This window comes from Pseudomonas sp. G1002, assembly GCF_013385455.1.
Lineage (GTDB): Bacteria > Pseudomonadota > Gammaproteobacteria > Pseudomonadales > Pseudomonadaceae > Aquipseudomonas.
In genome coordinates this window covers 196464-209235 of the sequence record NZ_JACAPY010000006.1, presented here as the reverse complement: position 1 = coordinate 209235, position 12772 = coordinate 196464, and the positions used below count along the sequence as shown (strand labels likewise).

10 protein-coding genes and 2 pseudogenes are annotated in these 12772 nt (G+C 62.0%); 9 read left to right on the top strand and 3 right to left on the bottom strand.

From position 1 onward, the window contains the following. The first annotated feature begins 178 nt into the window (after positions 1-178). The 5 genes from HX801_RS03690 (at position 179) to HX801_RS03670 (ending at position 5240) form a co-directional block, all read left to right on the top strand. Positions 179-943, top strand: a complete 765-nt coding sequence (locus HX801_RS03690; protein ID WP_177009239.1) for a sulfite exporter TauE/SafE family protein — start codon at positions 179-181, stop codon at positions 941-943. 117 nt (positions 944-1060) lie between these two features. Beyond that, positions 1061-1651 (top strand): NAD(P)H-dependent oxidoreductase, encoded by a 591-nt coding sequence (locus tag HX801_RS03685; protein ID WP_177021607.1) that lies wholly within the window; start codon positions 1061-1063, stop codon positions 1649-1651. Positions 1652-1692: 41 nt separating this feature from the next. Beyond that, a complete protein-coding gene (locus HX801_RS03680) occupies positions 1693-2589 on the top strand; it encodes a LysR family transcriptional regulator (RefSeq protein WP_003212293.1) in 897 nt (298 codons plus the stop codon). A 104-nt stretch (positions 2590-2693) separates the two neighbouring features. Further along, positions 2694-3587, top strand: a complete 894-nt coding sequence (locus HX801_RS03675; protein ID WP_003212290.1) for an NAD-dependent epimerase/dehydratase family protein — start codon at positions 2694-2696, stop codon at positions 3585-3587. Positions 3588-3794: 207 nt separating this feature from the next. Further along, positions 3795-5240 (top strand): SulP family inorganic anion transporter, encoded by a 1446-nt coding sequence (locus tag HX801_RS03670; protein ID WP_177021606.1) that lies wholly within the window; start codon positions 3795-3797, stop codon positions 5238-5240. 129 nt (positions 5241-5369) lie between these two features. On the opposite strand, the gene HX801_RS03665 is transcribed toward HX801_RS03670, so the two are convergent. Continuing rightward, entirely contained in the window at positions 5370-5762 is a 393-nt protein-coding gene (locus HX801_RS03665) for a lysozyme inhibitor LprI family protein (protein ID WP_003212286.1), read from the bottom strand. Positions 5763-5955: 193 nt separating this feature from the next. Here HX801_RS03665 and HX801_RS03660 point away from each other — a divergent pair, with 193 nt between their 5' ends. From HX801_RS03660 to HX801_RS03645, 4 genes are read left to right on the top strand one after another with little or no spacing between them, the layout of a single operon-like run. After that, on the top strand, positions 5956-7359 hold the full coding sequence (locus tag HX801_RS03660) for a gluconate:H+ symporter (RefSeq protein ID WP_177021605.1): 1404 nt from the start codon (positions 5956-5958) through the stop codon (positions 7357-7359). Positions 7360-7374: 15 nt separating this feature from the next. Beyond that, entirely contained in the window at positions 7375-8235 is an 861-nt protein-coding gene (locus HX801_RS03655) for a MurR/RpiR family transcriptional regulator (RefSeq protein ID WP_102368042.1), read from the top strand. A 1-nt stretch (position 8236) separates the two neighbouring features. After that, positions 8237-9700, top strand: a complete 1464-nt coding sequence (locus tag HX801_RS03650; RefSeq protein ID WP_177021604.1) for an amidohydrolase family protein — start codon at positions 8237-8239, stop codon at positions 9698-9700. A 29-nt stretch (positions 9701-9729) separates the two neighbouring features. Next, the gene (locus HX801_RS03645; protein WP_177021603.1) at positions 9730-10098 is read left to right on the top strand and encodes a glyoxalase superfamily protein; all 369 of its coding nucleotides are present in this window, start codon (positions 9730-9732) and stop codon (positions 10096-10098) included. A 651-nt stretch (positions 10099-10749) separates the two neighbouring features. Here the strand turns inward: HX801_RS03645 and HX801_RS32190 are convergent. Together HX801_RS32190 and HX801_RS32185 are read right to left on the bottom strand one after the other, a co-directional pair. After that, positions 10750-11346, bottom strand: a pseudogene (locus tag HX801_RS32190) (methyl-accepting chemotaxis protein); the annotation flags it as partial. A gap of 258 nt (positions 11347-11604) precedes the next feature. Next, a pseudogene (locus HX801_RS32185) lies at positions 11605-12636 on the bottom strand (methyl-accepting chemotaxis protein); the annotation flags it as partial. Positions 12637-12772 lie beyond the last annotated feature (136 nt).

Below are 12772 nucleotides of genomic sequence, written 5' to 3'. Positions count from 1 at the left end.
TCAGTGTCTGTACGGGCCTCTTCGCGAGCAAGCCCGCTCCCACATTTAGATCTGTGAACCCTTTCAAAATGTGGGAGCGGGCTTGCTCGCGAAGAGGCCATCTGCCTCATGCAAAACAAGAGGCTGCCTCAGTATATGGCGAATTTTCAGATATCACCCAAACCTGCAAAATCGACCCATGAATACCTTACTCGCGTTCTACCAAAACCTCGGCCCGGCCCTGACATTGCTGGTGGTCGGCACCTTCCTGCTGGCAGGTACGGTCAAGGGCGTCATCGGCCTGGGCCTGCCCACCGTCGCCATGGGCATGCTCGGCCTGGCTATGTTGCCGGCGCAGGCTGCGGCGTTGCTGATCATCCCGTCCACCGTCACCAACCTCTGGCAACTGGCCTTCGGCGGTCACTTGAGCGCGTTGATCAAACGCCTGTGGCCGATGCTCCTGCTGATTTTCCTCGGCACCGGGCTGGGCTCGGTGTGGCTGGGCATGGATGGCGGGCATTGGGTGGTGCGGGCGTTGGGCGGCGCGCTGCTGGTGTATGCCTTGAGCGGGCTGTTGCTGCCGACGTTCAAGGTAAGCCCGGCCACCGAGCGCTGGCTGGGCCCGCTGTGCGGCGTGCTGACCGGGGTGATCACCTCGGCCACCGGGGTGTTTGTGATACCGGCGGTGCCGTATCTGCAAGCGTTGGGCTTGAACCGCGATCAGCTGGTGCAGGCGTTGGGGCTGTCGTTCACCGTGTCGACCCTGGCGCTGGCAGCCGGGCTGTTCTGGCGTGGCAGCCTGGGCGGCGGCGAATTGAACGCCTCGTTGCTGGCGCTGGTTCCCGCGCTGCTCGGGATGTGGCTGGGCCAGGCCCTGCGCCAGCGCATCAGTGCCGTGCTGTTCAAGCGGGTGTTCTTTATCGGCATGGCCGCGCTGGGAGGTCATCTGCTGATCAGTGGTTAACAATATGCCGTTGATTCGTGCGCCTTGGTCAAATGTATTTTGCCGCCGGGACGCTTATTCCAACGGACAGACCCCGTTACCCTGCCTTCAGACATTTTTAATCTTTAGGCACCCCCTATGAAAAAAGTACTCCTGCTCAACGGCGGTAAGAAATTCGCCCATTCCGACGGTCGCTACAACAGCACCCTGCATGAAGCCGCCCTGGCGGCACTGGACCGTGGCGGCATCGACGTCAAGGAAACCCACATCGACGCCGGCTACGACGTGGCCGAAGAAGTCGCCAAATTCCTCTGGGCCGACGTGATCATCTACCAGATGCCCGGCTGGTGGATGGGCGCTCCGTGGATCGTCAAGAAGTACATCGATGAAGTCTTCACCGAAGGCCATGGCAGCCTGTACGCCAGCGACGGCCGCACCCGCTCCGACTCGTCGCAGAAATACGGCAGCGGTGGCCTGATCCAGGGCAAGCAATACATGCTGTCCCTGACCTGGAACGCTCCTCAGCAAGCGTTCGACGACCCCACCGACTTCTTCGAAGCCAAGGGCGTGGACGCGGTGTATTTCCCGTTCCACAAGGCCAACGAGTTCCTCGGCATGACCGGCCTGCCGACCTTCCTCTGTGTGGACGTGATGAAACGCCCGGCCATCGAAGCCGATGTGGCGCGTTATGAACAGCATCTGGCACAGGTGTTTAACCTGAGTCTGTAATGCGGCTAGTATCCGTGCAGCCGCTATAAAGAGGATTCACGTTGAAAGCCCGATCCGATGAGCTACAGATCTTCGTCTGCGTGATTGAATGCGGGTCGATTTCCGCCGCAGCCGAGCAGGTCGGGCAGACGCCGTCGGCGGTCAGCCGCACCTTGTCGCGCCTGGAAGCCAAGCTCGACACCACCCTGATCAACCGCACCACCCGGCGCATGGACCTGACCGAAGAGGGCAAGTATTTCTTCGAGCGGGCCAAGGTGATCCTCGAGCAAATGGACGACCTGGAAGAGCGCCTGTCGTCGCGCCAGCAAACCCCCTCGGGGCGCCTGCGGATCAACGCGGCGTCGCCGTTCATGCTGCATGCGATTGTGCCGTACATCGCCGAGTTTCGTGGCCTGTACCCGGACATCCAGCTGGAGCTGAACAGCAACGACCTGATCATCGACCTGCTGGAGCAGAGCACCGACATCGCGATTCGTATCGGTGCCCTGGCCGACTCGACGTTGCACGCCCGCTCACTGGGTTGCAGCCCGCTGCATATCCTCGCCAGCCCGGCGTACCTGGAACAGCACGGCACGCCCACGACCGTTGCCGAACTGGCCGAACACACGTTGCTCGGCTTCACCCAGACCGAAACCCTCAACCACTGGCCGTTGCGCCACGTGCACGGCGATCGCTGGCAAATCCAGCCTGGCGTTGCCGCTTCCAGCGGTGAAACCTTGCGCCAGCTGGCGCTGGAAGGGCAGGGCATCACCTGTCTATCGGACTTCATGACCGCCCAGGACATCAAGACCGGGCGCCTGATACCGGTGCTGGCCGAGTTCAACAGCGGCTATCGTCAACCGATCAATGCGGTGTACTACCGCAACTCGCAATTGGCCTTGCGCATCCAGTGCTTCCTGGACTTTATCCAGGGCAAGTTGGCCAGCTACGCCAGCTGATTCGTGACCTCTGCGCAAGATTGAATTGGGCAATACGGACTTATTCGGAATGGATAGGTCCGCAATACTGAGTCCATCAATTACTCACGCAGGGAGACACCTCCATGAACGTATTCATCACCGGCGCTGCCGGTTTTATCGGCGGTTCCATCGCTACTGGCCTGGTCAAGGCCGGCCATAACGTCACCGGCCTGGTGCGCAGCACCGAACAGGCTGCGGAAATGACTGCACTGGGCATCATGCCGGTAATCGGTACGCTGGATGACAGCGCGCTGTTGACCGAGCAGGCGAAGAAAGCTGACGCGGTGATCAACGCCGCCAGCAGCGACCATCGCGGCGCCGTGGAAACCTTGTTGGCCGCGCTGCGCGGCTCCAACAAAACCTTCCTGCACACCAGCGGTTCGAGCATCGTCGGCGATGCGTCGGGCGGTAAGTCCAGCGATGTCATCTACTTTGAAGACAACCTGCCGGAGCCGACTGTCGACAAGGCTGCTCGCGTGGCCATCGACAACCTGATCCTGGCTGCCGCCAAAGATGGCGTGAACTCGGCAGTGATCTGCAACACCCTGATCTACGGTCACAGCCTGGGCGTCAAGCGCGACAGCGTGCAGTTGCCACGCTTGCTCAAGCAGGCACGCAAAAGCGGTGTAGTGCGGCATGTGGGCACCGGGCAGAACATCTGGTCCAACGTGCACATTGAAGACGTGGTTGCGTTGTACCTGCTGGCGCTGGAAAAGAATGTGCCGGGCACTTTCTACTTTGTGGAGAGTGGCGAAGCGGCGTTTGTCGACATGACCACCGCGATTGCCGAAGCGCTGAAGCTGGGTAAACCACAGGATTGGCCATTGGCGGATGCTGAGGCCGAGTGGGGTTATGAAATGGCCAACTATGGCCTGGGCTCCAACAGCCGGGTGCGCGGCAAGCATGCGCGGGAATTGCTGGGATGGGCGCCGAAGCGGACCTCCGTAGTTGAGTGGATTCGCAACGAGATGGTTTGATGTTCGCTTGAGACCGAGGCGAGCTCTTCGCGAGCAAGCCCGCTCCCACACTTAACCGAGTTCCAACTTTGGAATGCGGTCAAATGTGGGAGCGGGCTTGCTCGCGAAAGGGGCGACTCGGTCCAACGGTCTTACCCAACACTAGCCCCACCCCGCCCAATTCCGTACCATCCCCAGCCTTATCCCCCGCAACTCCCCGGTACTTCAATGAACCTCACCCGTCTGCGCGCCGACGCCCTGGCCGGACTCACCACGTCTTTTGCCTTGCTGCCCGAATGCATCGCCTTTGCCCTGGTGGCTCATCTCAACCCGCTGATGGGCCTCTACGGCGCATTCATCATCTGCACCCTCACCGCGCTGTTCGGCGGCCGGCCTGGCATGGTCTCCGGGGCCGCCGGCTCGATGGCGGTGGTGATCGTCGCGCTGGTGGTGCAGCACGGCGTGCAGTACCTGCTGGCCACGGTGTTGCTGGGCGGGTTGATCATGGTCGCCTTCGGCCTGTTGCGCCTGGGCAAGCTGGTGCGCATGGTGCCGCACCCGGTGATGCTCGGGTTCGTCAACGGCCTGGCGATCATCATTGCCCTGGCGCAGCTGGAGCATTTCAAGAGCGGTGACACCTGGCTCAGCGGCACGCCGCTGTACGTAATGACCGGGCTGGTCGCGGCAACCATGGCCACCGTCTACCTGCTGCCGCGCCTGACCCGCGCGGTACCGCCAGCCCTGGTGGCGATCCTCGGCGTGGGCCTGGCGGTATACCTGCTCGGCCTGCCGACCCGCACCCTGGGCGACATGGCCCACATCGCCGGCGGCCTGCCGACCTTCGCGCTGCCGCAGATCCCCTGGACCCTCGAAACCCTGCACATCATCGCGCCCTACGCGATCCTGATGGCCATGGTCGGCCTGCTGGAAACCCTGCTGACCCTCAACCTCACCGACGAAATCACCGAAACCCGCGGCTACCCGGACCGCGAAAGCGTGGCCTTGGGTGCCGCCAACATGGTCTCGGGCCTGTTCGGCGGCATGGGCGGCTGCGCGATGATCGGACAAACCGTGATCAACCTCAGCTCCGGCGGGCGCGGGCGCTTCTCCGGGGTATTTGCCGGGGTGATGATCCTGCTGTTCATTCTGTTTCTGTCACCGCTGATCGAGCGCATTCCGCTGGCGGCGCTGGTGGGGGTGATGTTTGTGGTGTCCCAGCAGACGTTTGCCTGGGCGTCCCTACGGGTGATCAACAAGGTGCCGCTCAACGACGTGCTGGTGATCATGGCGGTGACGGTGATTACCGTGTTCACCGACCTGGCGACGGCGGTGCTGTGCGGGATTGTGATTGCGGCGCTGAACTTCGCCTGGCAGCAGGCGCGCGAGTTGTACGCGGATGAACATATGGAAGCGGACGGCAGCAAACTCTATCGGGTGCACGGCACGCTGTTTTTTGCCTCGACCACGCCGTTTTTGAATCGCTTCGATCCGGCCAACGACCCGGCCCAGGTGACGCTGGATTGCCGTCACTTGAGCTTCGTCGACTATTCGGCGATTGCTGCGTTGATGACCTTGCGCGAGCGCTACACCAAGGCCGGCAAGCATTTGCGGGTACTGCACCTGTCCGAGCGCTGCCGCAAACTGCTCAAGCGCGCCCGGGTGCAGCACGACTGACCGTTGTTGAAGTGCGATGATCGTTCCCACGCTCTGCGTGGGAACGCCGCTTTGGACGCTCCGCGTCCGCTCTTAAAATCGTGACACGGAGCGTCACAGGATGCATTCCCACGCAGAGCGTGGGAACGATCATGGTCCGACCAGGTTTTCCAGTTCCTGGGCGCGGGTCTGGGTCATGTCCAGCACGCAGCCGGAGCCGTTGACCTGATCAATGGTGCCGCCGGTGGCCGAGCCGATGAAGCCGCAATTGGCATCGCGAAACTTGAGCCACTGGCGCTGGACGTCCTGCAACTGCTGCTTGCGGTTGCCTTCCATCGCCGTCATCGCGGTTTTGTAGGCGGTATTCAGGCGCGCGTCCTGCACCTTGGTTTCCTTGGCGTTGCAATCGACCATGTCGGCGGTGGTGTTGGCGCCGTCCATGCATTTTTTCAGTGCCGGGTTCTCATCGGCCGAGGCCGTGCCGCACAAGGCCAGCAACAGTGCGCCGGCGGCGAAAGGAACAAGCAGGGGGTTACGATTCATTCTGGGTTTTCCTGGTCATGAGTCGGTGTGCAGTCTAAGACTCGGCCTGCGCAGTTGAGTTTCCAGCCCCGGCGATCTTCATGTAAAAACGCCCCCCGAATTTTCATCCACTGACCCTGGGCATATCCCTGCGCGACAGGGCTTGTCTGTGGGCGAAAATTACTTTCATAAAAATTGAAAATACACCCCGGTAATGATTTATGACTTTCACAACCTATTCGACGTGACCCTTTCCGAGGAGTACCGCATGGCCGCATCACCGGGGTATTGGCTGTTGATCTACGCCGCCATCGCCATCATTGCATTGATCGTATTGATCGCGCGTTACCGGCTCAACCCGTTTATCGTCATCACCCTGGTGTCTATCGGCCTGGCGCTGTTGGCCGGGATGCCGGCGGATACGATCATGGGCTCCTACGAGGCCGGCGTCGGCAAGACGCTGGGGCATATTGCGCTGGTGGTCGCGCTGGGCACCATGCTCGGCAAGATGATGGCCGAGTCCGGTGGCGCCGAGCAGGTGGCGCGTACGCTGATCAACCGGTTCGGCGAGCGTAACGCGCACTGGGCAATGGTGTGTATCGCGTTCCTGGTGGGGCTGCCGCTGTTTTTCGAGGTCGGTTTTGTGTTGCTGGTGCCGATCGCGTTTACCGTGGCGCGGCGGGTGGGCGTGTCGATCCTGATGGTCGGCCTGCCGATGGTGGCGGGCTTGTCGGTGGTGCATGCGCTGGTGCCGCCGCATCCGGCGGCGATGATGGCGGTGCTGGCCTATAACGCCTCGGTCGGGCAGACGGTGCTGTATGCAATTTTGATCGGCATACCCACCGCGATCATTGCCGGCCCGCTGTACGCCAAATTTATCGTGCCGCACATTCACCTGCCCGCGGAAAACCCGCTGGAGCGCCAGTTCATCGACCGCGAGCCGCGCTCCCGCCTGCCGAGTTTCGCCCTGACCATGGGCACCATCCTGTTACCGGTGGTGCTGATGATGATCGGCGGCTGGGCCAACCTGATTTCCACACCGGGCACCGCCTTTAACCAGTTCCTGTTGTTTATCGGTAACTCGGTGATTGCGCTGCTGGTGGCGACCTTGGTGAGCTTCTGGACCCTCGGCCTGGCCCAGGGTTTCAACCGCGAATCGATCCTCAAGTTCACCAACGAGTGCCTGGCACCAACGGCCAGCATCACCTTGCTGGTGGGTGCGGGCGGTGGTTTGAACCGGATTCTGGTGGACGCCGGGGTCACCAATGAAATCCTCGGCCTGGCCCACGCCTTCAACCTGTCGCCTTTGGTGATGGGCTGGCTGTTCGCCGCGCTGATGCGCATCGCCACCGGCTCGGCCACCGTGGCCATGACCACGGCCTCAGGCGTGGTCGCACCGGTTGCGATGGGCCTGGGTTATCCACACCCGGAATTGCTGGTGCTGGCCACCGGCGCGGGTTCGGTAATCTTTTCCCACGTGAACGACGGCGGCTTCTGGCTGATCAAGGAATACTTCAATATGACGGTGATCCAGACCTTCAAGACCTGGACCGTGCTGGAGACCCTGATTTCGGTGGTCGCCTTCGGTCTGACTTATGGTTTGTCCTGCATCTTGTAACCCGGAGCCGAACCGATGGACATCCTCTACCAGATCCGCGCCCGCCAGGATTCCTTCAGCGCCGGCGAAGGGCGTATCGCCAAGCTGATGCTCGATGATGTCGGCTTTGCAGCGTCCGCTAGCCTGGAAGAATTGTCCCAACGGGCCGAGGTCAGCACCGCCACCTTGTCGCGTTTTGCCCGCAGCGTCGGCTGCCGCGACCTGCGTGACCTGCGCCTGCAACTGGCCCAGGCCAGCGGCGTTGGCAGCCGGTTCCTCGACCCGGCGGGCCTGCCGGAGCAGTCGGCGTTTCACCGGCAGATTCTCAGCGATATCGAGGCGACGTTGCGCCGGCACCTGTCCGGTTTCAACCAGCGCAGCTTTGTCGACGCCGTGAGCCTGCTGGGCAATGCGCGGATGATCCACGCGTTCGGCATGGGCGGGCCGTCGAGCCTGTGCAGCGACGAGTTGCAAGTGCGCCTGGTGCGCCTGGGCTACTCGATCAACGCCTGCCACGACCCGGTGATGATGCGCGTGACCGCCGCCACCCTGGGGCCGGAGCATGCGCTGATCGTCTGCTCGCTGACCGGCATCACCCCGGAGGTATTGGGCGTGGTGGCGCTGGCGCGCAACTACGGCGCAAAAATCATCGCCATCACCCTGCCGGACTCCCCGCTGGCGCAGTTGGCCGACGTGCTGCTGCCGCTGCAACCGGCCGAAACCAGTTTTATCTACAAGCCAACGGCGGCGCGCTACGGAATGCTGTTGGCCATCGATGTGCTCGCTACCGAGCTGGCCTTGGCCATGCCGGACGACAACCAGGAACGCCTGCGACGGATCAAGCTGGCCCTGGACGATTATCGCGGCGGCCCTGACAGCCTGCCGCTTGGAGATTGAAATGAAGTACCACACGCTGATCCGCCAGGCGCTGATCATTGATGGCAGCAACACCCCCGGCTATGTCGCCGATGTGGCGGTGCACGAGGGGCGTATCGAGAAGATCGGCGACCTGTCCCGAGACAGCGCCGAGCATGAAATCGACGCCACCGGGCGCGTATTGGCGCCTGGGTTTATCGACGTGCACACCCACGACGACACGGTGGTGATCCGTCACCCGCAGATGCTGCCCAAGCTGAGCCAGGGCGTGACCACGGTGATTGTCGGCAACTGCGGCATCAGCGCCTCGCCCGTGAGCTTGCAGGCTGATCCGCCGGACCCGATGAACCTGCTGGGCACCGCCGAGGCCTTTGCCTACCCACGGTTCAGCGATTACCGCGCGGCGGTGGAAAACGCCCACCCGGCCGTCAATGTGGCGGCGCTGATCGGCCACACCGCGCTGCGCAGCAACCATATGGACGACCTGCACCGTACCGCCACGCCGGGTGAAATCACCGCGATGCGCGCGCAGTTGCAGGAGAGTCTAGCGGACGGTGCCCTGGGTTTATCCACCGGGCTTGCATACGCCAGCGCCTTCAACGCCGAGACCGATGAAGTGCTGCAGTTGAGTGAAGAACTGACGGCGTATGGCGCGGTGTACACCACCCATTTGCGCAGCGAATTCGAACCGGTGCTGGAGGCGATGGACGAGGCTTTTCTGATCGGCCGGCATGCCAAGGCGCCGGTGATCATTTCCCACCTCAAGTGCGCGGGCGCCGGTAACTGGGGGCGCAGTCCGCAGTTGTTGGCCTCGCTGGAACACGCGGCGAAGACCCATCCGGTGGGCTGCGATTGCTACCCGTATGCGGCCAGCTCTTCGACCCTGGACCTCAAGCAAGTCACCGATGCCTTTCGCATCACCATCACCTGGTCTACGCCGCATCCGGAAATGGGCGGGCGGGATCTGCAGGATATCGCCGCCGAGTGGGCGGTGCCGCTGATGGACGCCGCCCGCCGCCTGCAACCCGCCGGGGCGGTGTATTACGGGATGGACGAGACCGACGTGCAGCGCATCCTGGCACATCCGCTGTCGATGATTGGCTCGGATGGTTTGCCGGAAGATCCGTTTCCTCATCCACGTCTGTGGGGCGCGTTTCCCCGGGTACTGGGGCATTTCAGCCGGGACCTTGGCTTGTTCCCGCTGCACACCGCCGTGCACAAGATGACTGGCTTGTCGGCAGCGCGCTTTGGCTTGGCCGAGCGCGGTGAAATCCGTGAAGGGCATTGGGCCGACCTGGTGCTGTTTGACCCGTTGCGGGTGCGGGATGTGGCGGACTTCAAAGAGCCGCAGCGCGCGGCGGAAGGGATTGACGGTGTGTGGGTCAACGGCGTGCTCAGCTACAGAGACGGGCAGGCCAATGGGCAGCGGTCCGGACGATTCCTGGCGCGCAGTGGGGATTTGCGAAAGGGATTTGCGGCCGTATAGTGGCCGCTCTCAAATACGGAGCAATCGCCATGCACTTAGGAAAAGTCACCCCCATCTTGCGCAGTTTCGACGAGGCCAAAACGTTGGAGTTCTACGTCGACTTCCTGGGGTTCAAGGTCGATTGGCAGCACCGGTTTGAAGACAACTTTCCGCTGTACCTGCAGGTGTCGCTGGGGGACTGCGTGCTGCACTTGTCCGAGCACCATGGCGATTGCACGCCAGGTGCGGCGGTGCGGATTCAGGCTCAAGGGTTGGAAGCGTACCAGCAACAATTGCTGGCCAGGAATTACCGCAACGCCAAGCCCGGTATTGAAGACACGCCGTGGGGCAGCCGCGAGATGAGCATCAGCGACCCGTCTGGGAACCGGTTGGTGTTTGTTGAAGAAGTCAGCAGCTGAGGCTGCGCGCATAAATCGCAGGCAATAAAAAACCGCCTTAGTAGGGCGGTTTTTTATTGCAATCCCAGTTCGCGGCTGGGGTTGCGCCTCACCGGAAGCATTGACCTGCTGACCGGATACTACTGTCGGTTCAGGCATCACGCAAGGCCTGGTGACACTCGGTGTTTTCAGTTCTTTGAGATCTACGCTATTTAAGGACGACTGCAAAAACTGGCAATAAATTCTTGGAGCGTTACCGGTGGATTAGTTCTCCCAGGTCACACCTTTGAGCGGGATGTTGGTTAGTATCGCCCCCGTTCTGTGTATGTCGTTTGTAGGTGGGCTGGGTACGCGCGCGAATTTATGGACCGAACGCCACGGGCTAGTAATCCGTGCCGGATTCATGCGGGAGGACCCAAAGCCCGGCCGCCTCACTGGAAGCATTGACCTGCGTCCGAAGGCTCACGTGTTCCGGTAAGTGCGCTGGAGGTAGGCCCAACTGATGGAGGGCCGAGTATGTCCAAGTTTGCACGACGTACGTGGGACCTCGTAGTGAACTCCCTGCGTGTTTATCACGTGTGGAAATTCCTGCGGGACAGCTTTGATGACCGTTAAGGTCTGAGAAGTGGGCCGCCCCGGTTTCGACCGGGGCGGCTTTTTTGTACCTGGGATTTACACCCGGAAATGGCTGACCATCTGCTGCAACTGCCCGCCCAAACGCGCCAGTTCCACACTCGACTTGGCCGTCTCGTCACTGGCCGCTGCAGTCTGCTCCGACACGTCCCGCACATTCACGATGCTGCGGCTGATCTCTTCCGCCACGGCACTCTGCTGCTCGGCGGCTGCGGCGATCTGCTGGTTCATCGACTGGATATTCGACACCGTACGGGTGATGTTTTCCAGTGACACACCGGCCTTGCGCGTCAGTTCGACGCTGCTGTCGGTGAGGCTGCGGCTGTTGTTCATCACGGCGGCCACTTGCTGGGTGCCGTTCTGCAAACCGGCCACCAGGCCTTCGATTTCTTCGGTGGATTTCTGGGTGCGCTGGGCCAGGCCGCGCACCTCATCGGCGACCACCGCAAAACCGCGACCGGCTTCACCGGCACGGGCGGCTTCGATGGCGGCGTTGAGCGCCAGCAGGTTGGTCTGCTCGGCCACGGCCTTGATCACGTCCATCACGCTGCCGATCTTGTTGCTCTCTTGTTGCAGGTGCGTCATGGCGTCGGTGGAGCGTGCCACTTCAGCTGCCAGGCGTTCGATCTGGGCGATGGCTTCGGCCACCACCTTGTCACCGGCACGGGCTTCACCGTCGGCGGCCGAGGCAGCCTGGGACGCTTGTTCGGCGTTGCGTGCGACTTCCTGCACGGTGGCAGTCATTTCGTGCATGGCGGTGGCCACTTGATCGGTCTCGATCTTCTGGCTGTTGACCCCGGCACTGGTCTGTTCGGTCACGGCCGACAGCTCTTCGGCGGCGCTGGCGATCTGGGTCACGCCGTCGCGGATGCCGCTGATCAGTTCACGCAGGGTGGTGCCCATGCGCTGGATGCCTTGCTGCAACACGCCGAGTTCGTCGCGGCGGGTCACCTGGATGTTGTGGCTCAGGTCGCCGGAAGCGATGCGCTCCACCACGGCGAGGGTCTCGCGCAGTGGGCGGGTGATCTGGCGGGTGATGATCACCGCAGCCACGATGCCCACCAGCAAGGCCAGCAATGTGCTGATCAGTTGCAGGCTGCGGGCCTGGGCGCTTTCGGCGTCGCGGCGTTGCAGCTGGATGTCGTACAGCTTGTCGCTGATGGTGACAATGTCGGTGCCCTGGGTGGTCATTTCTGCCCGGGCCGAGACGATGTTGGCGTTGGCCGCCTTGTAGTTCTGCACCGCGCTGCGATAGGCGCCGAGGGCGGTTTCCAGGGCGGTCAGTGCAGGCTGTTGGCTGGCGCCAAACGCTGCGTGCAGGCCTTTCAGACCGTCGATGGCTTTCTCGATCTGCGCGGCGGCGCGGGCTTCAGTCTCGGCGTTGACGTTACCGGTGTAGCCGCGCACTTCGTAGCGGGCCAACTGGAACTGTTCCTTGGCGCTGGTCACGGCCTCGAACTGGGCAAAGCGCTCGGTGCTCTCGGGCATCTGCCGCACGCTGGCGTCCAAGGCACTGATCTGCGCATTGGCGATGTCAGCCTTGTCGCCCATGACCTGGCGCGCGGCGTTACCGTTGCGGTAGGCCTCGCGCATTTTGTTCAAGGACTGCTGGTAAGCGGTGATGATCGCTTTTTGCTCATTGAGCAGCTTGAGGTTGTCCGGGCTCTTGAAGCTGTCCAGCAGCTTCTGTTGCTGGGCCACAAAACTGTCGAGGTTGGTCTGCACGTTTTGCGCCACGGCTTCGTCACCGTTGGCCAACATGTATTGCAGGCGCACGATCCGCAACTTGGTCAGCGAAGCGTTGAGCTGGGTGATGTCGCTCATCCAGTTGCTGCGGTCGATCAGGCCGCCCAGGCTGGTCCAGCCGGTGAGCGCGAGGATCGAGGTGAGGACCAGTACCAGGCCGAAGCCCAGGCCCAGTTTCATGTTGACGCTGATGTTGCCGAACCAACTATTCATCGCATTCCTCCAGGAACAGATTTGCGGGTACATCCGGTTGCTGGAAGTAGCGACCAGCCGATGGGTAGTCAGGAGGTATCGGCAGCCCTGGTGAGAGCTGAAA